This is a genomic window from Stenotrophomonas sp. YJH_SMC_14-1 (genome assembly GCF_059372275.1).
Map to the genome: position 1 here is coordinate 1 of NZ_JCAFVK010000011.1, position 23547 is coordinate 23547.

General features: G+C 68.0%; 25 protein-coding genes and 2 riboswitches. Of the genes, 8 read left to right on the forward strand and 17 right to left on the reverse strand.

Translation table 11 applies throughout. The features are described 5' to 3' along the window. Nucleotides 1-260 precede the first annotated feature (260 nt). The 3 genes from tsaC to AC5P9P_RS18365 are packed head-to-tail and all read left to right on the forward strand — an operon-like array spanning nucleotide 261 to nucleotide 2353. Nucleotides 261-851 carry an L-threonylcarbamoyladenylate synthase type 1 TsaC gene (tsaC, locus tag AC5P9P_RS18355; protein ID WP_005411199.1) on the forward strand — a complete coding sequence of 197 codons (591 nt, stop codon included), beginning with the start codon at nucleotides 261-263 and terminating at the stop codon, nucleotides 849-851. A 43-nt stretch (nucleotides 852-894) separates the two neighbouring features. Continuing rightward, nucleotides 895-1584 (forward strand): DUF4124 domain-containing protein, encoded by a 690-nt coding sequence (locus tag AC5P9P_RS18360; RefSeq protein WP_033835252.1) that lies wholly within the window; start codon nucleotides 895-897, stop codon nucleotides 1582-1584. Between the two features lie 22 nt (nucleotides 1585-1606). Continuing rightward, nucleotides 1607-2353: a hypothetical protein gene (locus AC5P9P_RS18365; protein ID WP_033835253.1), complete on the forward strand. Its 747-nt coding sequence runs from the start codon at nucleotides 1607-1609 to the stop codon at nucleotides 2351-2353. 94 nt (nucleotides 2354-2447) lie between these two features. Here the strand turns inward: AC5P9P_RS18365 and AC5P9P_RS18370 are convergent, their stop codons facing one another. Then, nucleotides 2448-3224, reverse strand: coding sequence for an SDR family oxidoreductase (locus tag AC5P9P_RS18370; RefSeq protein WP_005411202.1), 777 nt, complete (start codon nucleotides 3222-3224; stop codon nucleotides 2448-2450). Nucleotides 3225-3335: 111 nt separating this feature from the next. On the opposite strand from AC5P9P_RS18370, the gene AC5P9P_RS18375 reads away from it, so the two are divergent. Further along, nucleotides 3336-3548, forward strand: a complete 213-nt coding sequence (locus AC5P9P_RS18375) for a hypothetical protein (protein ID WP_049430228.1) — start codon at nucleotides 3336-3338, stop codon at nucleotides 3546-3548. A gap of 99 nt (nucleotides 3549-3647) precedes the next feature. Here the strand turns inward: AC5P9P_RS18375 and sppA are convergent, their stop codons facing one another. The 4 genes from sppA to AC5P9P_RS18395 all read right to left on the reverse strand — a co-directional run bounded on the left by sppA (nucleotide 3648) and on the right by AC5P9P_RS18395 (nucleotide 8914). Further along, on the reverse strand, nucleotides 3648-5570 hold the full coding sequence (gene sppA / locus AC5P9P_RS18380) for a signal peptide peptidase SppA (protein WP_005411204.1): 1923 nt from the start codon (nucleotides 5568-5570) through the stop codon (nucleotides 3648-3650). Between the two features lie 115 nt (nucleotides 5571-5685). Next, the gene (locus tag AC5P9P_RS18385; protein WP_005414611.1) at nucleotides 5686-7050 is read right to left on the reverse strand and encodes an MATE family efflux transporter; all 1365 of its coding nucleotides are present in this window, start codon (nucleotides 7048-7050) and stop codon (nucleotides 5686-5688) included. Between the two features lie 282 nt (nucleotides 7051-7332). Then, entirely contained in the window at nucleotides 7333-7917 is a 585-nt protein-coding gene (locus tag AC5P9P_RS18390; protein ID WP_005414612.1) for a DUF3106 domain-containing protein, read from the reverse strand. Further along, nucleotides 7910-8914, reverse strand: a complete 1005-nt coding sequence (locus AC5P9P_RS18395; RefSeq protein ID WP_033835255.1) for a hypothetical protein — start codon at nucleotides 8912-8914, stop codon at nucleotides 7910-7912. The genes AC5P9P_RS18390 and AC5P9P_RS18395 overlap by 8 nt, the downstream gene beginning before the upstream one ends. A 413-nt stretch (nucleotides 8915-9327) precedes the next feature. On the opposite strand from AC5P9P_RS18395, the gene AC5P9P_RS18400 reads away from it, so the two are divergent. Next, nucleotides 9328-11505 carry a primosomal protein N' gene (locus AC5P9P_RS18400; protein WP_111173501.1) on the forward strand — a complete coding sequence of 726 codons (2178 nt, stop codon included), beginning with the start codon at nucleotides 9328-9330 and terminating at the stop codon, nucleotides 11503-11505. Nucleotides 11506-11601: 96 nt separating this feature from the next. Here the strand turns inward: AC5P9P_RS18400 and AC5P9P_RS18405 are convergent, their stop codons facing one another. Both AC5P9P_RS18405 and AC5P9P_RS18410 read right to left on the reverse strand, forming a co-directional pair. After that, the gene (locus tag AC5P9P_RS18405; RefSeq protein WP_005414615.1) at nucleotides 11602-12222 is read right to left on the reverse strand and encodes a glutathione S-transferase family protein; all 621 of its coding nucleotides are present in this window, start codon (nucleotides 12220-12222) and stop codon (nucleotides 11602-11604) included. A 143-nt stretch (nucleotides 12223-12365) separates the two neighbouring features. After that, the gene (locus tag AC5P9P_RS18410) at nucleotides 12366-13145 is read right to left on the reverse strand and encodes an NYN domain-containing protein (protein WP_005411210.1); all 780 of its coding nucleotides are present in this window, start codon (nucleotides 13143-13145) and stop codon (nucleotides 12366-12368) included. Nucleotides 13146-13268: 123 nt separating this feature from the next. Between AC5P9P_RS18410 and AC5P9P_RS18415 the strand changes: the two genes are divergently transcribed. After that, nucleotides 13269-14549, forward strand: a complete 1281-nt coding sequence (locus tag AC5P9P_RS18415) for an NAD(P)/FAD-dependent oxidoreductase (protein WP_012481378.1) — start codon at nucleotides 13269-13271, stop codon at nucleotides 14547-14549. Nucleotides 14550-14640: 91 nt separating this feature from the next. Here the strand turns inward: AC5P9P_RS18415 and AC5P9P_RS18420 are convergent, their stop codons facing one another. The 3 genes from AC5P9P_RS18420 to AC5P9P_RS18430 all read right to left on the reverse strand — a co-directional run bounded on the left by AC5P9P_RS18420 (nucleotide 14641) and on the right by AC5P9P_RS18430 (nucleotide 15880). Beyond that, entirely contained in the window at nucleotides 14641-15096 is a 456-nt protein-coding gene (locus AC5P9P_RS18420) for a hypothetical protein (protein WP_049452353.1), read from the reverse strand. A 5-nt stretch (nucleotides 15097-15101) separates the two neighbouring features. Further along, complete coding sequence (locus AC5P9P_RS18425; RefSeq protein ID WP_005411213.1) at nucleotides 15102-15533, reverse strand: nuclear transport factor 2 family protein; 432 nt, start codon at nucleotides 15531-15533, stop codon at nucleotides 15102-15104. A 71-nt stretch (nucleotides 15534-15604) separates the two neighbouring features. Then, nucleotides 15605-15880, reverse strand: coding sequence for a GIY-YIG nuclease family protein (locus tag AC5P9P_RS18430; RefSeq protein WP_005411214.1), 276 nt, complete (start codon nucleotides 15878-15880; stop codon nucleotides 15605-15607). A 40-nt stretch (nucleotides 15881-15920) separates the two neighbouring features. Beyond that, a riboswitch (glycine riboswitch) is annotated at nucleotides 15921-16010 on the forward strand. Nucleotides 16011-16023: 13 nt separating this feature from the next. Further along, nucleotides 16024-16129: riboswitch (glycine riboswitch) on the forward strand. A gap of 82 nt (nucleotides 16130-16211) precedes the next feature. On the opposite strand from AC5P9P_RS18430, the gene AC5P9P_RS18435 reads away from it, so the two are divergent. Continuing rightward, entirely contained in the window at nucleotides 16212-16829 is a 618-nt protein-coding gene (locus AC5P9P_RS18435) for a trimeric intracellular cation channel family protein (RefSeq protein ID WP_033835258.1), read from the forward strand. 168 nt (nucleotides 16830-16997) lie between these two features. Here the strand turns inward: AC5P9P_RS18435 and AC5P9P_RS18440 are convergent, their stop codons facing one another. From AC5P9P_RS18440 to AC5P9P_RS18470, 7 genes are all read right to left on the reverse strand, one after another. Further along, entirely contained in the window at nucleotides 16998-18071 is a 1074-nt protein-coding gene (locus AC5P9P_RS18440) for a 3-deoxy-7-phosphoheptulonate synthase (RefSeq protein WP_005411216.1), read from the reverse strand. A gap of 295 nt (nucleotides 18072-18366) precedes the next feature. After that, nucleotides 18367-18624 (reverse strand): hypothetical protein, encoded by a 258-nt coding sequence (locus AC5P9P_RS18445; RefSeq protein WP_005411217.1) that lies wholly within the window; start codon nucleotides 18622-18624, stop codon nucleotides 18367-18369. A gap of 111 nt (nucleotides 18625-18735) precedes the next feature. Next, nucleotides 18736-19074: a DUF6616 family protein gene (locus AC5P9P_RS18450; protein ID WP_005411218.1), complete on the reverse strand. Its 339-nt coding sequence runs from the start codon at nucleotides 19072-19074 to the stop codon at nucleotides 18736-18738. A gap of 47 nt (nucleotides 19075-19121) precedes the next feature. Continuing rightward, nucleotides 19122-19862, reverse strand: coding sequence for a DNA alkylation repair protein (locus tag AC5P9P_RS18455; RefSeq protein ID WP_495233010.1), 741 nt, complete (start codon nucleotides 19860-19862; stop codon nucleotides 19122-19124). After that, nucleotides 19859-20359, reverse strand: coding sequence for a MarR family winged helix-turn-helix transcriptional regulator (locus AC5P9P_RS18460; protein WP_005414623.1), 501 nt, complete (start codon nucleotides 20357-20359; stop codon nucleotides 19859-19861). The genes AC5P9P_RS18455 and AC5P9P_RS18460 overlap by 4 nt, the downstream gene beginning before the upstream one ends. 72 nt (nucleotides 20360-20431) lie before the next feature. Then, on the reverse strand, nucleotides 20432-21730 hold the full coding sequence (locus AC5P9P_RS18465) for a sensor histidine kinase (RefSeq protein ID WP_033835267.1): 1299 nt from the start codon (nucleotides 21728-21730) through the stop codon (nucleotides 20432-20434). Between the two features lie 32 nt (nucleotides 21731-21762). Next, a complete protein-coding gene (locus AC5P9P_RS18470) occupies nucleotides 21763-22470 on the reverse strand; it encodes a response regulator (RefSeq protein ID WP_005411222.1) in 708 nt (235 codons plus the stop codon). Between the two features lie 106 nt (nucleotides 22471-22576). On the opposite strand from AC5P9P_RS18470, the gene AC5P9P_RS18475 reads away from it, so the two are divergent. Next, nucleotides 22577-23506, forward strand: a complete 930-nt coding sequence (locus tag AC5P9P_RS18475) for an aspartyl protease family protein (protein WP_033835260.1) — start codon at nucleotides 22577-22579, stop codon at nucleotides 23504-23506. The last annotated feature ends 41 nt before the right edge of the window (nucleotides 23507-23547 follow it).

Genomic DNA, 23547 nt, shown 5'->3' on the forward strand with positions numbered 1-23547 from the left:
CAACTGTTCGGGCGGTTCAGGGAGAATCCGGCGTGGGGACCCAAGCTACTTCTCGGTCGCAAGACCTGGATCCACACGGTCGCCCACGCCGGGCTCTCGGCACCCAAGGTGCCAGATTGGCAAGAGATAAGATCCACGCCAAGCGTGGATGAGGGGCAGTGCCGGCCGCTGGCCGGCAACCCCAGAAGCATCAGATGCCGGCCAGCGGCCGGCACTACCGGGTGCCAGGGTCCACCCCTTCTGCACACAGCAGGGGGATAATGAAGGCCCACGCCGGGCCGGTCGCCGCCATGAAAGAACTCACCCTGGACTCTGCTGTCGCCACGCTCCGCGCGGGCGGCGTGATCGCCTACCCGACCGAAGCGGTCTGGGGCCTGGGCTGTGACCCTTCGCACGAGGCGGCGGTGCACATGGTGCTGCGACTGAAACAGCGCCCGATCGAAAAAGGCATGATTCTGGTCGCGGCCGATCTGGCGCAGCTGGAAGGCTGGGTGCGCCTGCAGGCCCTGCCGGACGCACGCCAGCGCGCGGTGCTGGCCAGCTGGCCCGGCGCCAACACCTGGATCCTGCCGGCCGGACCCCGTGCCCAGCCGTGGGTCACCGGGGAGCACAGCGGCATCGCCGTGCGCATCAGCGCCCACCCGCTGGTGGCCGAACTCTGCCGTGCCTGGGGAGGCCCGCTGGTCTCCACCAGCGCCAACCTGGCCGGCGAACCACCGGCGCGCCGCCGCGAAGAACTGGATCCCCGCCTGCTGCGCCTGCTTGATGGCATCCTGGATGGCGAAACCGGCGGCCTGGCCCAGCCCACCCCGATCCGCGACGCGCTCAGCGGCAACGTGCTGCGCTCCTGAGCGGCCGATTGCGCTGCCCCGGACAATCGCGCACCCTGCCGTCATGAACCTGCTGCGCACCGCTTTGGGCCTGTGCCTGCTGCTGCCATCGACGGCACCGGCGGCCGAGGACGTGCGGGTCTACCGCTGCGTCGCCAGCAACGGCGGCGTGGCCCTGCAGGACAGGCCCTGCAACAGCGGCCGCCAGGAAGTCCGCGACCTGCAGCGCCCGCGCGATCCAGCGCCGCAGGTGGTGCGCAGCGATGCGGCCCCCGCACCGCCGGACGAATCTCCGGTGATGCGTGACCGCGAGGTCCGCCACGTCTACATCCAGCCGCCGCAGCCGCTGTACGAATGCGTGCGCGACGATGGCCAGCGCTATACCAGCGACAGCAACGAGGGCAATCCGCGTTGGGTGCCGTTGTGGACCAGCGTCTGGCTGCCACACGGGCATCGGGGCCCATCGTACCCGGGTCCGCGCCCGGCCATCGGCACACCGATCGGTCCGCCCGTCGGCGAGGGCGCCGGTTACCGGCCGCCCGCCGTCGGCGTAGGCGTGCAGGCCCCGGCCGGCAGCGTGCTGGTGCGCGACAGCTGCCACGCGCTGCCGCCACAGGAGGTCTGTGCGCGCCTGCGCGACCGCCGCTGGGAACTGGACCGTCGCTACAACAGCGCATTGCAGAGCGAGCGCACCGCCATCAACAACGAACAGCGTGGCATCGACGCGCGCCTGTCACGCGACTGCCAGCGTTGAGCGCAGCCTGTACGCTGTGAGCATGAACAGACTGATCTGGTTGCTTCTGGCGCTGCTGCCCGGAAGCGCGTTGGCCGAAGAGGGCGTGATCTACCGCTGCACCTCCAGCAGTAGTGACGTCCCTACCCTGCAGCGCACGCCGTGCCCCACCGGCAGCAAGCAGCAGGTGCTGCGCGTGCCCGGCCCGGCCAACCCGCAGCCGGCTGCCGCTGCACCTGTGGCTGCGGAACCTGCACCCACCCCCGTCGAAACACCCGCGCCGGTGCCGGCCGGACCGGCCGTTGCCCCTGCGGCCCCAGCGAAACCACGACGCGCGGACGAAGGACGCACCATCATGGAAGCGGGAATGGTTGAACGCGAAGGTGCCAACCAGATTCTCGACAGTGCGACCCTGCGCCGTGATGCCGATGCCCGTGCCGAAGCAGGCAACGGTCCACCGAAGCCGCCGCTTCCCCCGATCTTCCAGTGCACCGACGGACAGGGCGGTGGTTATCTGCACGAGTACGAGGCATCACCTGGTCGCTGCGAACCGATGACGGTGCAGGGCCTGGGCGGGGTCACGCCGATGAACGCGGCCGGCTGCGAAGTCGTACGCGACCGCTGCGAGGAACTTCCCGAAGCACAGCGATGCGGCAGCTGGCAGCAGCGCTTCCGTGATGCCCGCGGCCGTGAACGCTTCGCCGCACCGGAAAACCGCGATACCGCGCGCGGTGAACGCGAGCGGCTGCAGGCGGTGTTGGAGGCCAGCAACTGCCCGGTACCGGGGTGACCGCCACCCGGTAGTGCCGGCCGCTGGCCGGCAACCACAGGATCTTCAGATGATTGCAGTTGCCGGCCAGCGGCCGGCACTACCCGCTGAAAGATCAGAACCCGTAACGCAGGAAGCCGCCATCCACCGCGATGCACTCACCGGTGACATAGCTGGCCGCCGGCAGGCACAGGAAGCCCACCGCGGCGGCCACTTCCTCCGGCTCGCCGATACGACGCATCGGCGTGCGGTTGATCACTTCCTCGTAGTAATCCGGGTCCGACAACGGACCGGAAGTCCGCCGCGTGCGGATGTACCACGGCGCCACTGCATTGACCCGGATGCCATCCTCGGCCCACTCGACGGCCAGGTTGCGGGTCATCTGGTGCATCGCGGCCTTGCTCATGCCGTAGACCACGCCGCTGCGCACATGGGTCAGGCCGGACACGCTGCCGACGTTGACGATCGACGACGATGCGTGGCGAGCCAGCAGCGGATGCGCGTAGCGCGACAGCTCGAACGCCGAGAACAGGTTGGTCTCGAAGATCTTCCGCCATTCGTCCTCTGAATACTCCGTGGCCGCCTTGGTGACGTTGCCGCCAGCGTTGTTGACCAGGATGTGCAGGCCATCACTGTGGTCTTCCACCCAGTCCAGGATCTGCCGGCGGTCCTCGTCGTCGGAGACATCGGCGGCCAGCGCGTGCACCTGCATCTGCGGATACACGTCCAGCAGCTCGTCGCGCGCAGTCTCCAGCATGTCGATATCGCGCCCGACGATCATCAGGTCCGCGCCGAAGCCGGCCAGTTCGTGCGCGATGGCCAGGCCGATACCGGCGCTGGCACCGGTGATCAGGGCGGTCTGCCCGTCCAGGCGCCACCGTTGCTGGGTCATGTGTCCTCCGGGGCCGCGCCCGCTGCATTTCGATGCGGCAAGGATACGCGCTCACGGCGGCCCTCTGCCGAGGATGCGACACTGCACGTACGCCCACTGCGGAGAGCCGCCATGCGCATCCTGACCCTGTTCTCGTCCCTGCTGGCCGGCGTGCTGCTGGTGGCCTGCCACCGGCCGCCGACGCCGAACCCGGAGAAGCCACCGGTGCCCAAAGCGATGTCGCGTGCGATGCAGGAACCGCTGGACCGCGCCAAGGGCGCGCAGAAAGCGGTGGAAGAAGCCGCCGCACGCGAACGCAAGGCCGAGGCCGACGCGACGCAGTGACCTGTGGGGTCAGAGCCCTTTGCGGGGCAAAGGGATCCGACTCCCACCAACGAAAACGCCCGGCCAGGGCCGGGCGTTTTCATTCGTCACCGTTGCCGATCAGAACCCGCAGAAGCAGTAGGCCAGCGCCTTCACCGGCGTGCCGTTGCCCTTCTCGCGCGCCGCGTTCTCGACAAAGCGCAGCTGCGTATCCACTTCCGGCATCGTGCGCGCCAGCACCATCCGCGCCATGCCCGAGTCGGACAGCATCCAGGCGCCGGCGCGGCTGCCGGCGAAACCGCTGACGAACTGCGCGAACGGCGTCGCCGCCTTCTCGATGTAGCGCACGCGGTAGGCATCAGCCTTGCCCAGCTTGGCACGGCTGGCGGCATCGGCCACGGCATCCTTCAGGCCACCGAAGGCATCGACCAGGCCACGTTCCTTGGCCTGCGCACCGCTCCACACGCGGCCACGCGCCACTTCGTCGACGGCCTCGACCGGCTTCTTGCGGGCGTCGGCGACGCGACCGGTGAAGTCGGCGTAACCCTTGTTGATCACCGACTGGATGACCTGGCCCACGGCCGGATCCATCGGGCGGGTGACATCGAACGCACCCGCGAAACGGGTGGTGCCGACACCATCGGTGTGCACGCCGATCTTGTCCAGCGCGCGGCTGAAGTTCGGCACCATGCCGAAGATGCCGATCGAACCGGTGATGGTCGACGGATCGGCATAGATGCGATCGGCATTCATGCTGATCCAGTAGCCACCGGAGGCGGCCAGGTCGCCCATCGACACCACCACCGGCTTGCCGGCGGCCTGCAGGGCCACCACTTCGCGGCGGATCTGCTCGGAGGCGAACACTTCACCACCCGGCGAATCCACGCGCAGCACCACCGCCTTCACGTTCTCGTCGTCACGCGCGGCACGCAGCAGCGCCGAGGTCGATTCGCCACCGATGCGGCCGGCCGGGAGATCGCCGCCGCTGATTTCGCCGGCGGCCACAACCACCGCTACCTGCGGACGGTTGTCCACCGGGTTGCGGCGCGCATCGAGCTGGCCCAGGTAGGTGCCGAAGTCGACGTTGCGGAAACCACCGTCGGCATCGTCGTCGGCCACGCCGCGCTCGATCATCAGATCCTCGAACTCCTCGCGGGTCTTCAGCGCGGTCACCAGCTTCTGCTGCAGGGCGAACTTGGCCAGGTCGCCACCGGCGGCGGCGATGCCTTCCGGCAGCGTGTCGATGCCGGCGGCCAGCTGTGCCGGGTCCAGACGACGCGCCTTGGCGATGTCCGCCAGATAGCGCTGCCACACGTCGTTCATCCAGAACAGGTCGGCTTCCTTGGAGGCCGGCGAGGCCGCATCGAGCACGTACGGCTCGGCCGCGGACTTGTACTCGCCCACCTTGAACAGGTGCACGTCCACGCCCAGCTTGTCCTGCAGGCCGGTGCGGAAGTACTGGCGGTAGCGGCCCAGGCCCTCGAGCACCACCGACCCCATCGGATCCAGGTAGACCTCGTCGGCCTGTGCGGCCAGCAGGTACTGCGACTGGCCCATGCTCTCGCTGTAGGCCACCAGCTGCTTGCCGGAGGCACGCAGGTCCTGCAGCGCGGTGGCCACTTCACGCAGCGAAGCGAAGCCGGACGGCTGCAGCTTGTCCAGCTCCAGCACCACGCGCTCGATCTTCTTGTCTTCCTTGGCCGACTCGATCACCCGCAGCAGGTCGCGCAGCTGGATCTCTTCGGCGCCGTTGTCGCCCACCGCCTTGGCCAGTGCGCGGCTGACCGGGTCGGCGCTGAACTGCTCGACCAGGCGACCTTCCGGGGCGATCACCAGGGTGGTGCGATCCTGCAGTGACTTGCTGGCACCGGCACCCATGCCCGCCGCGATGACGAACATCACCAGCAGCAGGAACAGCAGGCCGAAGAACAGCAGGTTGAGGATCAACCGGCGGGTGAAGTTCATGACGTCCCACAGCCCGATGAAGAAACTGGCGACGGGGTTGCGACGCGCCGGGGGCAGCGGGGGCACGGGTTGATTCATGGAACGCTCCGGATGGCTTCTTGCCGTGGTACCAGCATAGCCGGTGCCGCGTGATGCGGCATCGGACACAAGTCAGGGGATCGCCCGCCATGGGTCGGCATGACGGGCGCAAAGGTCAGGACAACATCGACTGGCCGATGCGCAGGCTGCTGCGGCGCAGGCGCCAGCCCATCAGGATGGCAGCGGCGGTCAGGCCAACGATCAGGCCGATCCACATGCCCTGCGGGCCCATGCCCAGACCCAGGCCGAGCCCGGCGCCGAGCGGCATGCCCAGGCCCCAGTAAGCGAACATGGCGATGAACATCGGCACGCGGGTGTCTTTCAGGCCGCGCAGCGCGCCGGCCGACAGCACCTGGATGCCATCCGGGAACTGGAAGGTGGCCGCGTACAGCAGCAGGGTCGAGGCCAGGCCGGCCACCGCCAGGTCGTTGGTGTAGACACCGACGATGGCATCGTGGCCGAACAGCAGCACCGCCGCCGACAGCGTCTGCGTGCCCATGATGATCGCGTAGCCGGCCCAGGCCGCACGCCGTACGCCGAAGCCATCGCCACGGCCAACCGCATGGCCGACGCGCACGGTGGTGGCCTCGGCCACGCCCATCGGGATCATGAAGCACAGCTGCGCCACGTTGATCGCGATCTGGTGCGCGGCCGCTTCATTCGCACCCAGGCGGCCGATCAGCAGCGCGGTGACGATGAACAGGCCGCCTTCCATCAGCACGGTAATGCCGATCGGCAGGCCGGTGCGCAGCAGGTCCCAGATCGCCTTCCAGCGCGGTCCTTCGAAGTGCGAGAACAGCTGCAGGTGGGCGAAGCGCTTGGTGCGCCACAGGTAGAGGGCAAACGCCGTGGCCTGCAGCCACATCATCACCGCCGAAGCGATGCCCAGGCCTTCAGCACCCAGTTCCGGGAAACCGAGCTTGCCGTTGGCCAGCACGTAGCCCATCGGCGCCAGCACCAGCAGGCCGCCGAAGCCGAGCAGCATGGTCGGCAACGTCCAGTGCATGCCTTCGCTCAGGTAACGCATGCAGAAGTACAGGGTCAGCGCGGGCCCACCCCAGCGCACCGCGTGCAGGAACGCGGTCGCCCCCGGCACGATGTCCGGCGCGATGCCGAACGATGGCAGCAGCGGCGGCACCACCGTGAGGAAGGTGAACATGATCAGCCCCAGCCCCAGCGCCAGCCACAGTGCCTGGCGGAACAGCGGGCCGATCTCGCGCTCGCGGCCGGCGCCGTGCAGCTGCGATACCGAGGCGGTGAGCGAGATCAGGGTGCCGATCGGGATCAGCATCGGCAGCCACAACAGCGCCGTGCCGATGGTCACCGCGGCCAGGGTCGCGGTGGCGTGGTGGCCGGCAATGACGTTGTCGACGAAGGAGATCAGACCGGTGGACACATGCCCGAGCACAAGCGGCAGGGCGAGCAGACCGGTGGCGCCGACTTCCTTGCTGAAGCGCGGCGTGGAGGTTGCAGTAGACATAAGGTGCTTGACGCGAACTACGGTTGCGCGCGAAGGGCACAGGCACCGGGTTGCGGCCGGTCATCTTACGCGCGCAGCGCGCGCATTCCCATGACATGGCGTGAATGCTGGGTTCCGGCAGGCCTCGGCATCACGCGTTGCGATCGCGTTACCGGGAAAATCGCCCGCCCTGTAGAGTCGACTGTCAGTCGACTTCCGCGCGCAGCGCGGATTTTTCGCGGATCAGTATGAAGATCAGTCGACCAACAGTCGACGCTACCCCTGGACGCTACGCCTTCCGGTTTACTGACCCGCCTGGCGCTTGAGCCAGGCATCGCGCTCGGCGGCCGGCACGGCGAGGAACGCGCCTCGCACCGTGTCACGCTCCTGCGGTGGCGTGCGCTGCGCGACCAGGGTCAGTTGGGCCAGCTGCGCTGGGCTGAGCTGGCGCAGCACGGCCAGCGCGGCCTCGCGCTGTTCCGGTGGCACGAAGCCGAACAGGCCGTGCAGCTTGGGGAACTCCAGTCCCAGCTGCGGGCCCAGCCGCCAGCCCTCACGGAAGGCCTGGTCCTGCGCCTGGAACTGCTCGCGCAGGCGCTGCTGCTGGTCCGCCGGCAGCGCATTGAACCGCGCCGCAGCCTGCCGGATGCGCTCCCGCTCGCTCTCCGGCAGGGCGCGCCAGGCCGCGTAGTCGGCACGGCGCTGACGCTGCTGCTGGGCGTCGAGCTGGGTGAACGCAGCGGGCGTCGTGTTTGTGGTGGCCGGAGCGGGAGCCGCCGGTGAACTGCCCGGCACTGGCGGCGGCAGCGGCACGCTCAAGGTCTGCGGCGCGGCGGACAGCGACAACGGCAGGGCCAGCAGCAGGCTGGCGAACAGGGTCTTATTCATCGGCGGCAGCGGTTTCCAGCGTGGCGCTGGCCGGCTCGGGCCGGCTCGGCCTGGATTGCGATTCGTCCACCGGCAACGGGCCGCCGGCGGCGGTCCAGGCATACAGATCGGCATCGGCCACCAGCGGATAGTCGCGGTCGGCCAGCATCATGGCGTCGTCGGAGGCTTGGGCCGGGGTCGCATCCGGCGTGGCATTGACCTTGCTCGGCGGAAGCGCTTCCACCGTGACCGGGCCAGCTTCGCCCACTACCCCTTCCGGCAGTGGAGCGTCGCTACCGGATGAATGTCCTTGCCAGTAGCGCCAGCCCAGTGCCGCGGCCAACAGCACCGCCACCGTCACCAGCAGGATCACCGGGCCGCGCCAGCGCGGCCTGGCATTGGGACGCCGCCGCTTGCCCTGGGCGGCCGCACGATCATCGCGCTGCGGTGCGCGCCAGCTGGTCGCGGGAGCTTCATTGCTGGCGGCCGACGCAGCCGGCTGTTGCAGCTGCTGCAGGCGCTTGGCCGGCAGGTCGCGGATGCGCAGCTGCACCTGTTCGGCCAGCTGGCGCCATGCCGACGCATCGGGTTGGCCGTGCGCATCACGGGGGCAGGCATCAGCCAGCAGGTGCTGGTAGCCCGCTTCGTCCTGGTCGAGCACGCGCATGGCGATACCCTCGTCCAGACTGCCGCCCACCCGCAGCAGGAGCGCCAAGCGCGGCAGCGGCCCCATTTCGCCCAGCGCGGCCAAGGGCGGCAGCCACTGGCCGCCCACCGGCTCGCGCAGCGCCTGGCGCTGGCCCAGCAGGGTCCAGAAGCGGGTCGGCCACTGCGCCATCGGCAGGTCGCTGGCGACCGCGGCGAAGGCACGCATCACCGCCACCAGGGTCTGCTCGGCTCGCGCGGCATCGCCGCACTGCAGCTCAGCCACCACCAGGGCGCGGCGCTCGACGCCGCGCAGGAACGCCGACAGCGCGCCGGCCGCGGTCGAGGAAACAGGGGCGGGCACAGCCGTCATCGGTCACTCCAAAGGTCTGCCGGCATGATAGCGGCAGCCCATCGGCACCCGTAGGACTTGCGCGCGCAGGCACTTCGTGCTGCAGGTTGTGCACAGCACCACGCCCGCCTCGGGGAAAACTGCGGCATCCAGCTGAATTCACTCTGTTTCAGCAATGTTTCACACTCAAGTTGTTGATTTTGAATGACTTTGAACTGTGGCGATTTTTTGACCAACCCAAGCGTGAGCTCGTCGCCATCGGCCTCCTGCGTTCCCGTCGACCGGTAACGCACAACGTTATCCACAGAACATGTGGATAAGACTGAATCTCCAATGGACACCGATATTTAGGTGACATTTAAGATTCGACGGAGGCCCCCCGGCAGTCTCTGGCCCCTGCCATCCGCGCGCGCATGGCCCGTTACACTGGCCCGATGCTTTCACCCATTCCGACCCTGCAGGTCGCCCTGCCCGTCCCGCTGCCGCGCCTGTTCGACTACCTGTCACCAGAGCGCGATGGCCCCACGGTCGCGGTCGGCTGCCGCCTGAAGGTGCCGTTCGGCAACCGCGAGCTGGTCGGCGTGGTGGTGGGGCACGGCCAGACCGATGACGGCCAGGGACTGCGCCAGGCCTTGGCCTGGTGCGACCCGCAACCGCTGCTCCAGGGCGAGCTGTGGCACAGCCTGCAGTGGCTGGCGCGCTACACCCATGCGCCACTGGGCGAGGTGCTGAGCACCGCCCTGCCGGGCCCGCTGCGCCATGGCGACGCCCTGCCCGACACCCATCACTGGGGCTGGCAGCTGACCGCCGAAGGCCGCGCCCAGCGCGAAAAACTGCGCGCCGGCAGCCGCCCCCGGCAGCTGGCCGAGCTGCTGGCCGACGCCATCGTCGATGAGGACGTGCTGGGCGAACGCATGGACGACTGGCGCACCGCCGCGCGCAGCCTGGCCAAGCGCGAGCTGGCCGAACGCGTGGCGCTGCGCGTCGCTCCGCAGCACGCGCAGCCACTGCCTGGCCCCACCCTCAACACGGAGCAGGCAGAGGCCGTGGCGGCGATCAACGCAGTCGAGGGCTTCCAACCGTTCCTGCTGGATGGCGTAACCGGCAGCGGCAAGACCGAGGTCTACCTGCAGGCCATCATCCACTGCCTGGCCCAAGGCAAGCAGGCGCTGGTGCTGGTGCCGGAAATCGGCCTCACCCCGCAGACCCTGGCACGCTTCCGCGGCCGCCTCGGCATCGCCGTGCATGCACTGCATTCGGGGTTGAACGACAACGAGCGCGCCCGGGTCTGGGCGGCGGCTTCGCGCGGCGAGGCACGGGTGATCGTCGGCACCCGCTCGGCGGTGTTCACGCCGCTGCCGCAGGCCGGCCTGCTGATCGTCGACGAGGAGCATGACGGCAGCTACAAGCAGCAGGATGGCATCCGCTACCACGCACGCGATTTCGCCCTGGTCCGGGGCAAGGCGCTGGGCGTTCCGGTTCTGCTGGGCAGCGCTACGCCTTCACTGGAGACGCTGCACAACGCCTATGCCGGGCGCTACACCCACCTGCGCCTGAAGCAGCGTGCCGGTGATGCGCGGCCACCGCGCGTGCGCATCCTTGATGTGCGCAAGCGACCATTGCATGACGGCCTCTCGGCCGACGTGCTGGCCGGCATTGGCGAGCACCTGCAGCGCGGCCAGCAGGTGCTGGTGTTCAAGAACCGCCGTGGCTATGCGCCGGTACTGCTGTGCCACGACTGCGGCTGGACCGCGCCATGCAACCGCTGCGATGCACCGATGACCGTGCATGGCGGCGGTCGTCGCCTGCAGTGCCATCACTGCGGTGCGCGGCAACCGGCGCCGCTGGCATGCCCCGCGTGCGGGAGTCTGGCGCTGCAACCGCAGGGCATCGGCACCGAGCGCCTGGAAGAACATCTCACCGCCGCCTTCGCCGACTTCCCGGTGGTGCGCATCGACCGCGGCACCACGTCGCGACGCGATGCACTGGAACAACAGCTGGCGAAACTGGGCGACCAGCCCGGCATCCTGGTCGGCACGCAGATCCTGGCCAAGGGCCACGACCTGCCCAAGCTGACCCTGGTGGTGGTGGCCGGCATCGACGAAGGCCTGTTCTCCGCCGACTTCCGCGCCAGCGAGAAACTGGCGCAGCAGCTGATCCAGGTCGCCGGTCGCGCCGGACGCGCGCGCGACCCGGGCGAAGTCTGGCTGCAGACGCATCACCCGGGGCACCCACTGCTGGAAACCCTGGTCAGCGGTGGCTACCACCCGTTCGCGCAGGCCGAGTTGAACCAGCGCCAGGCCGCAGGATTCCCGCCGTTCGCGCATCTGGCGCTGATGCGCGCCGAAGCGCAGCAGGTGGAGCATGCCAATGCATTCCTGCTGGCAGCGCGACAGCTGCTGGGCGAGCAGGACGTGGTGGAAGCCTATGGACCCATGCCGGCGCCGATGCCACGGCGCGCCGGTTACCAGCGCGCCCAGCTGCTGCTGTCTGCCGCGCAGCGGCCACCGCTGCACGGGGTGCTTTCGCAACTGGTACCGCAGCTGTATGCGCTGCCGGAAGCACGCAAGGTGCGCTGGTCGCTGGATGTGGATCCGACGGATCTTTATTGAGGGGTCAGAGCCCACCCGTCGGGTGGGATCCGACCCCGATGCCCTGGGGTCGGATCCCTTTTCGCAGAAAAGGGCTCTGACCCCGGACGCTTTCGCTTACGTCAGCGGCGACATCACGCCGCGCTGATAGGCGGGGCGCTCGCGAAGACGGGCGTACCAGTCGGCCAGGTGCGGCAGTTCCGGACGCTGGATCGGCAGTTCGAACCAGGCATAGATCAGCGAGCCCAGCGGGATGTCACCCATCGCGAATGTCTCGCCGGACAGCCACGGCTGCTTGGCCAGGGTGGCATCGGCCATCGCCAGGTAGTCGCCGGCGCGCACGATGGCGGCATTGATCCGCGCTTCGTCGCGGTCGGCCGGGGCGGTGCGCATGATGCCCCAGATCAGGTCGGTGTACAGCGGCGCCATGCGCGAGGTGCTCCAGTCCATCCACTTCTCGGCCTGGGCGCGTTCCATCGGGTCTTCGGCGTACAGCGTGCCCAGCGCGTAGCGCGCACTCAGGTAGCGCACGATGGCGTTCGATTCCCACAGCGGCAGGCCGTGGTCTTCGATCACCGGTACCAGGCCATTGGGATTCATCGCCTGGTATTCCGGCGTCTGCGTGCCGCCGTGGCTGCCACCGACCTCGATGGACTCGTACGGCAGGCCGATTTCCTCGGCACACCACAGCACCTTGCGGACGTTGCTGGAATTGCGACGGCCCCAGATCTTCAACATGCGGGTATTCCTTGCTGGCAATGCGAGCGGCAACGATACCCCTGATCGGGCGGGGTGTGTGCATGCCGGATGCGGGATCTGGCGTCCGGGAATTGCCGGCCAGCGGCCGGCACTACCGGTTCCTCGCTGGCCAGCGGCCGGCATTACCGGTTCTTTTTCGGCAGCGCGCGCACGTAGGACGACTTGCCATCCTTCTTCAGTTCGAACAGGCCGATCGCGGCCAGCAGATCGCTGAGCTTGCCGTAGCCATAGTTGCGCGGGTCGAACGACGCCTGGTTGCCGATCTGGCTGCCGACCGGGCCGAGGTGCGACCAGCCATCCTCGCCCTCGGCCGCGGACACCGCGCGGCGCAGCATCTTCACCAGCCGCGTGTCGCTACGCATTTCCGCACCGCTCTTGCGCGGGCGCGCATCGTCGTTGGCCACCGGCTCGTTCGAGGCCTGTTCGCTGGAGGCCTGTTCGGTATCCGGCACGCTGGCGTGGGTCTGGCCCAGTGCTTCCAGGTAGGTGAATTTCGAGCACGCGTTGACGAACGGCTCGGGTGTTTTCTTCTCGCCGAAACCGTACACCTTCACGCCATCGGTCAGCAGGCGCATCACCATCGGGGTGAAGTCCGCATCGCTGGAGACGATGGCAAAGCCATCCAGGTTGCGTGCGTACAGCAGGTCCATGGCATCGATCACCATCGCCATGTCCGAGGCATTCTTGCCCTTGCTGTAGGCGAACTGCTGGATGGGACGGATCGCATACTCATGCAGCACCGCTTCCCACCCCTTCAGTCGCGGGCTCTTCCAGTTGCCATAGGCGCGGCGCACGTTGGCCACCCCATAGCGGGCCACTTCGGCCAACACCTCGTCGATCTTCGAGGCCGGCGCATTGTCGGCGTCGATCAACAGGGCGATGCGCTTTTCCGGTTCGCTCATGGACTCCTCGCGGGCGGTTGCCTGAACCCGAGTATCGCCGATCCACGCGGGCGCTGACGTGACAGGCAGTCGCCGTGCGAAGATGCCAGGCGCTTCCCCCAATGCCCCCACTGGAGTGAGTCGATGAGTCGCGAGCGCGTTCCCCACCTGGTTGTTGTCGGCGGCGGTTTTGCCGGTCTCTGGGCCACCCGTGCCCTGGCCCGCGAGCGCATACGCATCACCCTGGTCGACCGCCGCAACCATCATCTGTTCCAGCCGCTGCTGTACCAGGTGGCCACCGCTGGCCTGTCCGCGCCGGATATCGCTGCACCACTGCGCCATATCCTCGGCCACCAGCGCAACGTGGAAGTCCGCCTCGGCGAAGTGGTCGCCATCGACAAGCAGGCCCGGCAGATCCGCATGGCCGATGGCAGCACGCTGGACTACGACAGCCTGCTGCTGGCCACCGGCGCCACCCACGCCTACTTCGGCAACGACCAGTGGGCCGATGATGCGCCCGGCCTGAAGACGCTGGACGATGCGATCGCGCTGCGCCGCAAGCTGCTGCTGGCGTTCGAGCGCGCCGAGGCGGAACCGGACCCGGCGAAGAAGGCCGCATGGCTGAGCTTCGCGGTGGTCGGTGGCGGTCCCACCGGTGTTGAACTGGCCGGCACCCTGGCCGAGATCGCGCGGCATACGTTGCGCAACGAATTCCGCCACATCGACCCGGCCAGCGCCAAGGTGCGGCTGGTCGAGGCCGGCCCGCGCGTGCTGTCCTCGTTCCCGGAAGTACTTTCGCTGAAAGCACGCCGCCAGCTGGAAAAGCTGGGCGTGGAAGTGCTGACCGGTACCCCGGTGAGCGACATCGACAGCCAGGGCTTCACGCTCGGTGACCAGTTCGTACCGGCCCGCACCGTGGTCTGGGCCGCCGGCGTGGCCGCTTCACCGCTGGCGCGCACGCTGGACGTGCCGCTGGACCGCGCCGGCCGCGTGCCGGTGCAACCGGACCTGACCCTGCCCGATCACCCGGAGCTGTTCGTGGCCGGTGACCTGGCCGCACTGAGCCAGGCCGACGGCAAGCCGGTACCCGGCGTGGCACCCGCTGCCAAGCAGATGGGCAAATACGTGGCCGAGGTGATCCGCGCACGCCTGCACGGCAAGCCCGAGCCCGGCCCGTTCAAGTACGCCGACTACGGCAACCTGGCCACCATCGGTCGCATGGCCGCGATCGTGCACCTGGGGCGGCTGCAGCTGTCGGGCGTGCTGGCCTGGTGGTTCTGGCTGGCCGCGCACGTGTTCTTCCTGATCGGCTTCCGCAACCGCATCGTAGTGCTGCTGAACTGGGCCGTGGCGTACTGGAGCTACCAGCGCAGCGCGCGCATCATCTTCGGTGATGACCAGGAAGACCGGCGACCGAGGCGGTAGTGCCCGCCGCTGGCCGGCTGCCACGCGGTCCGATCCCTTTCCGCAGGAAAGGGCTCTGACTCCGTCAACATCATCCATGCATGGCGTGGATCTACCGCTTCATCGGGCCGCCGGGCGCCCGCCGTTTCGACCATGCGCGGCAGAAGTCCTCCTTCCTTGCGGTGTCGGCAATCTGCGCGGCACTCCAGTTGCGGGTAATCCAGATCGTCAGTGCCGTGCTGCTCAGATGCCAGCGCAGCATGTCGTGCCGTGGCTGCCGCCAAAGATGGCGGCGGGCAATCCAGAACGCCTCCCGTTCCACCTCTGGCACCTTCTTCTTCATCGCGTCGTCGTCGAAGAACTGCGCGGCGAAACTCCAGGGATTCATCGGCTGAAATCCTGTTCGCGGTTCACTGGTGCACGCAGCCACACCACTGGGCACACGGTCTGCTGGCTTCGGCCAACCGCCCACCAGGGCAAGCCCGAGCAGGTACAGCAGGCCAGGCAGCAGTGCGATGCCGGCGGCCAGTACGACGACGGAGACCCATGCCTTACCGGCGGCACGCATCGTGCTCACTTCGCCTTCGGTTTCGGGTACCACAACGCGTTGACGATGACCCAGCGCTGGTCGAAGCGCCCCATGTGGAAGTAATCGACGAACCACGGCGTTTCCAATCGCACCGAGGCGGCATTGCCGGTCACGTCCAGCACCGTGCAGCGGCGGTCCCATTGATCCTTCGGGGTCTTCAACGCGCCCTGCTTCGTCAGCGCGACCAGTTCTTCCTTCGACATGCGGCGCAGGCCCAGCCGCTCGTCGGGCGTATCGCCGAGGACCGCGCGCTTGGCCAGGTCCGGGTGCAGGGAGCGGGCGACGCGCTGCGGGTCGGCCTCCAGCTGGCCGTCGACGTAGTCATGGCAGGTGGCTTCGATGGCCGCGAGGGTGGCCGGGTCGGCAGCGGGACTGGTTGACGCGGAGAGAGCGAACAACAGGGCGACGGTGGACATCCGGGTCTCCAGCGCTGAGGGCTGGGCGATCATCGCATGGCGGCACAGAGGCATCCATGTATGCCATGGATCTACAGGGACCCAGCATCCACCGCCTGCAGCCAGGCCAGCTTGCGTTCCCGCGGCTGCTGCTTGAGCTGCCATTCGGCCCGCGAGGCGGCGGCCCGGTCCGGGTACTCGCGCACGGCCAGCACGCGCAGCGGCGGCCGGGCCCGGGTGTAGCGCGCGCCCTTGCCGGCCTGGTGGGCGGCAAAACGCGCGTCCACGTCGGTGCTGATGCCGGCGTAATAGCTGCCATCGCGACATTCGAGCAGGTACAGGAACCACGGGCGGAGGGACGGGGCCATGCCCGGATTATGCCGTGCTGCACTGCAGCGGATATACTGGCGCCCGAATGCAGGAGAGAGGCGCCGCGCTGGCGCCCGCCGAAGGCGCAGGCTCCCATGATCGCTCAGGCCGGTGGGCTGGAATCCCACCAACCATGCATTCGACTCGCCGAGCTGGAGAGAGGTCACCGGGCATGCCCGGGACGATCCGCCGAAGGGGCACGCGGCCCATGCCGCTGAACTCTCAGGCAAAAGGACAGCGGGAGCGGCACCGGTCATCGTCATCCCGTCATTGCGCAGGCAGTGGCGGTAGTCGCGCATGGCCGGCCCCACCGCGCCCGGAGCCTGCCCAATGCTGCTGTCCATCATCTACCTGATCGCCATTTCCGCCGAAGCCATGACCGGCGCGCTGGCCGCCGGCCGCCGCCGCATGGACCTGTTCGGCGTGGTCATGATCGCCTGCGTCACCGCCCTCGGTGGTGGATCACTGCGCGACATCCTGCTCGGCCACTACCCGCTGGGCTGGGTGAAGCATCCGGAGTACCTGGGCTTCACCGTATGCGCGGCGCTGATCGCCACTTGGGTGGCGCGCTGGATGCACCACTTCCGCCGCACCTTCCTGGTGCTCGATGGCCTGGGCCTGATCGCCTTCACCCTGATCGGCTGCTCGATTGCGCGCGAAGCCGGCCATGCGATGCCGATCGTGCTGATCGCCGGCATGTTGACCGGCGCGTTCGGCGGCGTGCTGCGCGACATCCTCTGCAACGAGGTGCCGCTGATCTTCCAGAAGGAGCTGTACGCGATCATCGCGCTGCTGACCGGCGCGGCCTACCTGTTGCTGCTGCACTGGGGCGTGGCCGACGCCACCGCGATCCTGTGCTGCCTCGGCGGCGGCTTCGCGCTACGCCTGCTGGCGATCCACTACCGCTGGGAAATGCCGAAGTTCGTGTACCACGACGAAGTGCATTGAGGTTCGCGCGGCGGAATCCGCACCACCCCGGCGATGTACCTGGCGCTGTCGCTCATGCGCAGCGCCAGGCGCATCGCCGGTGCAGATGGGCCGGTCTCCAACTCCGACCGGCCCTGATCGCGGCCGCACCCCCGCAGGCGCTGGCCGCCATCCACACACGTGCCGCACTCAAGCGGCTTCGGACACCTTCACGTCGCGACGGGCGCGCACGGCCGCGGCCAGTCGCTCCAGCACCGTCACGGTGGTGTCCCAGTCGATGCAGCCATCGGTGATGCTCTGCCCGTAGACCAGCGGTTGGCCTTCCACCAGTTCCTGGCGACCACCGACCAGATGGCTCTCGATCATCACACCGACGATGCGCTGTTCACCGTCTTCCAACTGAACGGCGATGTCCTCGATCACCTTCGGCTGGTTGTCCGGATTCTTCAGGCTGTTGGCATGGCTGGCGTCGATCATCAGACGAGTCGGCAGCTTGGCCTTGGCCAGCGCCTGGCAGGCCTCGGCGACACTGCCTGCATCGTAGTTCGGCTGCTTGCCGCCGCGCAGGATCACATGGCAATCCGGGTTGCCAGTGGTCGACACGATGGCGGTGCCGCCCTGCTTGGTGACCGACAGGAAGTGATGCGGATTGGAGGCCGCACCCACCGCGTCGGCGGCGATCTTCACGTTGCCATCGGTGCCGTTCTTGAAGCCGACCGGGCACGACAGCCCCGAGGCCAGTTCGCGGTGCACCTGGCTTTCGGTGGTGCGCGCACCAATGGCGCCCCAGGCCACCAGATCGGCGATGTACTGCGGCGAGATCACGTCGAGGAACTCGACACCGGCCGGCAGGCCGAGCTTGTTGATGTCGCGCAGCAGGCCACGGGCAATGCGCAGGCCCTTGTCGATCCTGAAGCTGCCATCCAGGTCCGGGTCGTTGATCAGGCCCTTCCAGCCCACCGTGGTGCGCGGCTTCTCGAAGTACACGCGCATCACGATTTCAAGTTCCCCGGCCAGCGCGTCACGCAGCGGCTTCAGGCGCTGGGCGTACTCGATGGCGGCCTTCGGGTCGTGGATCGAGCATGGGCCAACCACCACCGCCAGGCGGTCGTCACGGCCATGCAGGATCTGGTGCAGGGCCGCGCGCGAGGCGCTGACGGTGTCGGAGGCTTCATCGTCACACGGCAGCATCGCCAGCAGCTGGGCAGGCGGTGTCAGCGGTTCGATGGTGCGGATACGCAGGTCGTCGGTGTGCGGGGGCATTGGGGGAGGTCTCCGGAACGTTGGGGGTCCCCAGCGTGGCGGCATGAAAAAAGCCGCCAGGTTCGCTGGCGGCTTTCGGGAATGCGTCTGAAGCTTTCTTCAGGGTGAGCGCAGTCCTTCCTCCGCCAATGGCTTCGGAAAGTAATACCAGTAAAAGCGGGTGGCGGCTGCGTTCATGGGTTGTATTGATAGCACAGCTTTTGCGCAGTGCAAAATGTTTCATCCGCAACTGGGGACGCGGTTCAGCGAGATGCGCGCCGGCCCTGCCCACGCGGCGGCAACCACGCAACGTCGCTCATTTGCCATGCACTTCCACATCCAGTAGCAGGCCCTCATGGATGTCGGCCCAGCGTTCCAGCACGCGATCCAGTTCCTGCCGGGCCTCGTCCAGCTGCTCGGGGTTGAGCAGGGAACGCGCGGTGTAGAGATCGGAAACCAAGCGCCGCAGGGCCGATTCCTGGATGGCCACCGACGGCCCCTCCAGCCCCGGCAACTGCAACGCCGGGCTGTCGCCAAGAGGGCCGAACAGCGTGACCTGGAGCGTGCTCTGCATGATCGACCTTCCTGCGGATGGACATGGGCAATGTCCTGTTTACCGCGTCTGGGTGACAGGCGCATGTGCCACCCATGCCCAGCACGGAATCTGCCGGCGTCTGCCGCGCCGCTACAAGGCGGCCAGGTCGGCAAGGTGCTGGGCCATGCTGTCCATCGCGCCTACCGCCTGGGTGGTGGTGAAGTACTCATGCCAGCCGGTAGCGGCAATGCCGGCCATCAACGCATCGACCTCCTCGCGGCTTGCGCAGCGCCAGACCGCATAGAACTGCTCATCGCTGCCGTGCGGTACGCCCGAGGCAATGCGGCCCATCGCCAGCGGCGTGATGCGGACCGGATCGAACTGCTGCATGCCGGCGCCGATACGGGCGAAGAAGGCGTTCCGCTGCTCGGGCGGAAGTGTGGTCCAGGCAGGGGTGGCGGTGTAGAGCTCGATGAAGGTGTGCGACATGGTGGTTCTTCCTTGAGGGTTCGGGGGTTGCCGGCCAGCGGCCGCCACTACCGGAGCGAGCGCAGCGCGCGTTTGCGGATGTAGGCGTTGGCGTCGCTGTGGCGCTCATGCTGCCAACGCGTACACAGCTGGCGCAGCCACTGCGGCTGAGTCTTGCCGGCATCGTTGAGCCAGTTTCCGACCGAATCCTGCACATAGCGTTCCGGATCGTCGGCCAGTGCTTCCAGCAGCGCGGATGCATGTTCCGGGCGCTGCTTGAACAGTGCGATATGCGTGGCCCAGACACCGCGCGGACGCAGTGCTTCGCAGGCGAAGCGGCGCAGGTACGGCGATGTTTCCTGTGACCACGGTTGCAGGTGCTCCAGCGCCTGCAGTGGTGCGGCAACGATGTCCGTGCGTAGTGCCAGCCATGCCCATTCGCGCACACCGAAGTGGGGGTCATCGGCCAGTGTGCGCATCTGCTGCAGCTTCTCTGCCAGCGTTGCGCGGGCATCGCTGCCGATCAGGTAGCAGGCCCAGCCGCGCACGGTATCGGAGCTGTGATGCCGCCAGAGCGCAGGCGCCCCCTGCCCCGCCTCACGCAGCAGTTGCGCAGCCAGGGCCATGCGCAGCGTGATGCCCTTGCCTGAGGCGTCCCGCATGCGCTGCAGCGCCTCCGGTGCAAGCGCAGGCGCCACCACCTGCAGCAGCGCGGCAAAATCCACTGCCAGGCATTCTGCCAGATGGGTGGCGGGGACGCGGCCGGTGTTGAGTGCTTGCCGGCGTTCCGCAGGAATGGACGTGCTCATGCTGCGGATTCCCGCCCGGCGTCCGTGTGCTGCCAGACCTTGTGCAGCAGCTGTGACAGCTGCTGCTGTTCATCAGCATCCAGGCCGTTGAACAGCCCACCGATCCATTGCGTGTGCTGCTCGAACAGCGATTCGGCCAAACGCTTTCCCGGTGCGGTCAGCACGATCTGCAGGCGGCGGCCATCCCCGTCATCGTTGCGACGCTGCAGCAGGCCTTCGCGCTGCAGGCCATCGAGCAGGCCGCTGATGGTGGCGCGGGTCACGCCGGCGCGCTCGGCCAGCACATGCGGCGGCAGTGCGCCACCGGCCCCGTGCAACAGGAACAGCACGATGAAGCGACCCTCGCTGAGCCCATGCGGTGCCAGCCGCGCGGCGCAGTCGCGATCGATCGACGAGGACAGCGAGAGCAGCTGGAAACACAGGCGCAGCGGCGCGATGTTGGCGTGACCGCGTCGCTGCGCTTCCTCGATCAGGGCATGGTGCTTGGCTTCGATCATCTCACGCACGTGATATGGTTAGGCGCCTAATCATACAGCCAAACAGCCGCTGCCTGTAAACCACAGCCGATATCAGGTGAACTTTCCCAGCAGCAGGCACGCAATCAGCCCGCCGCCCTCCCGGTGCAGCAGCTGCAGTTCGCCCGCGTGCCGCCTCGCCACATTGGCGGCCACTGCCAGCCCAAGTCCCGCTCCACCGGTGGTGCGACTACGAGAACGCTCGCTGCGCTGGAACGGTTGCAGCAGGCGTACTCGGTCGCCCTCGGCGATACCTGGGCCCCGATCCATCACCTCCAGCTGGACCCCTCGCTCAACCACGGCAAGCCGCAGTTCCATCGCCCCGGCATAGCGATCGGCATTGTCGATAAGGTTGTCGAACGCGCGCCGAAGCAGCAACGCGTCGCCGTGCCAGGGCAGACTGTCCGGCCCCTGGATGGAGATCTCGACACCGCGCAGCAACGCTGCCTGCACGCACTCCTCCAGCAGCGCGGCCAGATCCAGCGGGCGCATCTGCAACGGCTGCAGTTCACCGCGTGCGTAATCGAGCACCTGCTCGATCATCGTGTCCATGCGCTCGATGTCCGCCACCATCCGGGCCGCCTGTGGTGTGGGCGCGAACTCGGCGCGCAGTCGCAGGCCGGTCAATGGTGTGCGCAGGTCGTGCGCCACTGCAGCCAGCATATGGGTCATGTCCTGGGCCTGCGCACGCAGGCGCTCTCGACCGGTGCCGATCGCGGCGGCCAGCATCTGTACCTCGCGCGGGCCATCATCCGGCAGGGGCGTGTCGGCTTGCAGGTCCACGCGTGCACTGGCATCGGCCAAGCGTCGTAGTGGACGCCCCAGCCGGATCGATGCCCACGCCGCCAGCGGCGCCAGCAACACGGCACCGCCCAGCAGCGCCAGTATCACCTGTCGCCGCCAAGCTGCCAGATCACTGTGATCGCTGCCGACCACCCGCCAGCGGCCATCGGCCTGGCGCACGCCCAGTTCAAACGGCGGCCATTGCATCGCGGTCAGCAGCGCGGCCTGCGCCTTCAGTACACCGACCCGCGCCGTGCCGTCGAGCACCGCGCCGCCTTCGATGACCTGCACATCAGGCGCCTTGCCCTGTCCGCTCCAGACCAGGCGCACCTCCTTCGCCGGCAAACCCATCTGCAGCGCCGCCAACTGGGTGAGCCAGTCACTGGCACTGCCCTGTGGTGGCGCATCCTGCGTCGCCAGATGCAGGCCCAGTGGTGCCGCGGCCTGTTCCCCCCGCAGCACCTGCACGGCCTGGTCCAACCGCATCGGTGGCGGCGCGGGCCGAGGCATCCAGCCAACCACGGCAACGCTGACCAGTGTCGCCAGCAGCAGGCTGGCCAGGGCCAGCATCGTGATCCAACGCGCGGTCGGCCACCGGCTGCTCACAGCACCTGTACCTCGGCGTGGAAGCGATAGCCTTCGCCACGCGATGTCTGCACCAGGGCTTCCGCACCGGGTGAGGCCTGCCCGAGCTTGCGGCGCAGGCGGCTGATCGCCAGGTCGACCGCGCGGTCGACGCTGTCACTCGGTTCGCCACGGCTCAGCTGCAGCAGCTGCTCGCGCCCCAGCACCCGCCCGGGGCGTTCGGCCAGCGCCAGCAACAGGCTGAATTCACCACGGCTGAGCACCAGCTCGTTCCCATCCGGCGCCAGCAGGCGACGTTGTTCCGGCAGCAACCGCCAACCAGAAAAGCGCAGTTCACTGGCTACCTGCGCGCGCAGCTTGTCCTGCCGGCGCAGCAGCGCGCGTACCCGCGCCAGCAGCTCGCGCGGGTCGAACGGCTTGGCCAGGTAGTCGTCCGCGCCCATCTCCAGGCCGATCACCCTGTCCGGTGCGCTGCCCATCGCCGACAGCATCAGGATCGGAATGGCCCGTGCCTGCAGCCGGCGGCAGACCGACAGGCCATCCTCACCGGGCATCATCCAGTCGAGGATGATCACGTCCGGGCGATCGACCTGCAGCAGCACGTCCAGCGCCGTCGCGTCCGCTGCCACCCGTACCTGGTAGCCATGCAGCAACAGGCAATCGGCGATGGCATCACGGATGCTGGCGTCGTCATCGACAACGATGACACGGGCGGGAGTCGTCATGCAGGCAGTATCAGGCAGGTCTGTATCAGGACGGTATCAACGCCGATGTTCCCGCGATACGCGGCTGCGCGCCAATGGTCACCCATGATCACTGCGGAGACCTGCCTTGCGCCTCATCCCATTCGTCCTGCTTGCTGCCCCGCTGGCTGCGCTGGCGTCCGATTCCCCCGAACACATCCTGCCGATGTGGATGCAGGGCGGTCATCCGGCCGTGGCCGTGTCGCTGGACGGGCGTGCCGAACCGCTGCGCTTCGTGGTCGACAGCGCGGCAGGCGCCACGCTGGTCGATGACCGCGTCGTGCGGCGCTACGGTCTGGGAGATGCGGATGCGGAGGTATCACGGGCCCAAGGGGCAAGTGCAGCCTCCGCGCGGCTGCAGCGCATACGCAGAACGTCCTGGCAGCTGGGCAGTTGGCAGCTGCAGGCCCAAGCCATGAAGGTCGATCTGTCGTCGTTGCCGAAGGACGATGATCCGGCCATTGACGGCTTGATCGGCAACGATCTGACCGGACGCTGGGATACCCGTTGGGACTTCGGCCGCAATCAACTGGCGCTGTGGACACCCGGCGGATTGAACCTGGAAGGACCGGGTTGCCAGCCCAATGCGCTGCCCGGACGCACTGACGGCCTGCGCCAGTTCGGCTTCATCATGCTTGCACTGGGCGCGCCCGCGGTGGACGCCATCGCCGTGGTCGACACCGGTGCCGCGCAGACCGTCCTCAACGCCGAAGCAGCCCGCGCACTGGGGCTGCGCACCGACGGCAGCGACGCACGGGTGCGGGTGCGTGAAAAGGGCACCGAAGGCCTGGGCGGCGGAAAGCAGGCAACCTGGCTGTACACCCTGCCCGGCATGGCCGGCAACGGCTGGCAGCACCCCTCGATGGAGGTCCGCATCAGCGAACTGCCAGTGTTCAAGGCGATCGGCCTGGAGGGCCGGCCGGCGCTGATCCTTGGTGCGGATGCAATGCGCGGCGGCCAGGTGGACATCGGTGCCGGCGCGTCCCGGATCTGCCTGCGCCGGCCGCAGGCCAGCTGACATCCGGCAATGACGCCAGCGGCAGCCTGGCATAGCATCAC

Excerpts from the sequence above, each read along its gene's own strand:
- AC5P9P_RS18450 (WP_005411218.1), bottom strand. The coding sequence starts at position 19,074 with ATGTCGCACACCTTCATCGAGCTCTACACCGCCACCCCTGCCTGGACC.
- AC5P9P_RS18420 (WP_049452353.1), bottom strand. The coding sequence starts at position 15,096 with ATGCGTGCCGCCGGTAAGGCATGGGTCTCCGTCGTCGTACTGGCCGCC.
- AC5P9P_RS18385 (WP_005414611.1), bottom strand. The coding sequence starts at position 7,050 with ATGTCTACTGCAACCTCCACGCCGCGCTTCAGCAAGGAAGTCGGCGCC.
- AC5P9P_RS18400 (WP_111173501.1), top strand. The coding sequence starts at position 9,328 with ATGCTTTCACCCATTCCGACCCTGCAGGTCGCCCTGCCCGTCCCGCTG.
- AC5P9P_RS18460 (WP_005414623.1), bottom strand. The coding sequence starts at position 20,359 with ATGATCGAAGCCAAGCACCATGCCCTGATCGAGGAAGCGCAGCGACGC.
- tsaC (WP_005411199.1), top strand. The coding sequence starts at position 261 with ATGAAGGCCCACGCCGGGCCGGTCGCCGCCATGAAAGAACTCACCCTG.
- sppA (WP_005411204.1), bottom strand. The coding sequence starts at position 5,570 with ATGAATCAACCCGTGCCCCCGCTGCCCCCGGCGCGTCGCAACCCCGTC.
- AC5P9P_RS18440 (WP_005411216.1), bottom strand. The coding sequence starts at position 18,071 with ATGCCCCCGCACACCGACGACCTGCGTATCCGCACCATCGAACCGCTG.
- AC5P9P_RS18425 (WP_005411213.1), bottom strand. The coding sequence starts at position 15,533 with ATGTCCACCGTCGCCCTGTTGTTCGCTCTCTCCGCGTCAACCAGTCCC.
- AC5P9P_RS18375 (WP_049430228.1), top strand. The coding sequence starts at position 3,336 with ATGCGCATCCTGACCCTGTTCTCGTCCCTGCTGGCCGGCGTGCTGCTG.
- AC5P9P_RS18430 (WP_005411214.1), bottom strand. The coding sequence starts at position 15,880 with ATGGCCCCGTCCCTCCGCCCGTGGTTCCTGTACCTGCTCGAATGTCGC.
- AC5P9P_RS18370 (WP_005411202.1), bottom strand. The coding sequence starts at position 3,224 with ATGACCCAGCAACGGTGGCGCCTGGACGGGCAGACCGCCCTGATCACC.
- AC5P9P_RS18365 (WP_033835253.1), top strand. The coding sequence starts at position 1,607 with ATGAACAGACTGATCTGGTTGCTTCTGGCGCTGCTGCCCGGAAGCGCG.
- AC5P9P_RS18435 (WP_033835258.1), top strand. The coding sequence starts at position 16,212 with ATGCTGCTGTCCATCATCTACCTGATCGCCATTTCCGCCGAAGCCATG.
- AC5P9P_RS18390 (WP_005414612.1), bottom strand. The coding sequence starts at position 7,917 with ATGAATAAGACCCTGTTCGCCAGCCTGCTGCTGGCCCTGCCGTTGTCG.
- AC5P9P_RS18465 (WP_033835267.1), bottom strand. The coding sequence starts at position 21,730 with ATGCTGGCCCTGGCCAGCCTGCTGCTGGCGACACTGGTCAGCGTTGCC.
- AC5P9P_RS18405 (WP_005414615.1), bottom strand. The coding sequence starts at position 12,222 with ATGTTGAAGATCTGGGGCCGTCGCAATTCCAGCAACGTCCGCAAGGTG.
- AC5P9P_RS18445 (WP_005411217.1), bottom strand. The coding sequence starts at position 18,624 with ATGCAGAGCACGCTCCAGGTCACGCTGTTCGGCCCTCTTGGCGACAGC.
- AC5P9P_RS18415 (WP_012481378.1), top strand. The coding sequence starts at position 13,269 with ATGAGTCGCGAGCGCGTTCCCCACCTGGTTGTTGTCGGCGGCGGTTTT.
- AC5P9P_RS18455 (WP_495233010.1), bottom strand. The coding sequence starts at position 19,862 with ATGAGCACGTCCATTCCTGCGGAACGCCGGCAAGCACTCAACACCGGC.
- AC5P9P_RS18360 (WP_033835252.1), top strand. The coding sequence starts at position 895 with ATGAACCTGCTGCGCACCGCTTTGGGCCTGTGCCTGCTGCTGCCATCG.
- AC5P9P_RS18395 (WP_033835255.1), bottom strand. The coding sequence starts at position 8,914 with ATGACGGCTGTGCCCGCCCCTGTTTCCTCGACCGCGGCCGGCGCGCTG.
- AC5P9P_RS18410 (WP_005411210.1), bottom strand. The coding sequence starts at position 13,145 with ATGAGCGAACCGGAAAAGCGCATCGCCCTGTTGATCGACGCCGACAAT.
- AC5P9P_RS18470 (WP_005411222.1), bottom strand. The coding sequence starts at position 22,470 with ATGACGACTCCCGCCCGTGTCATCGTTGTCGATGACGACGCCAGCATC.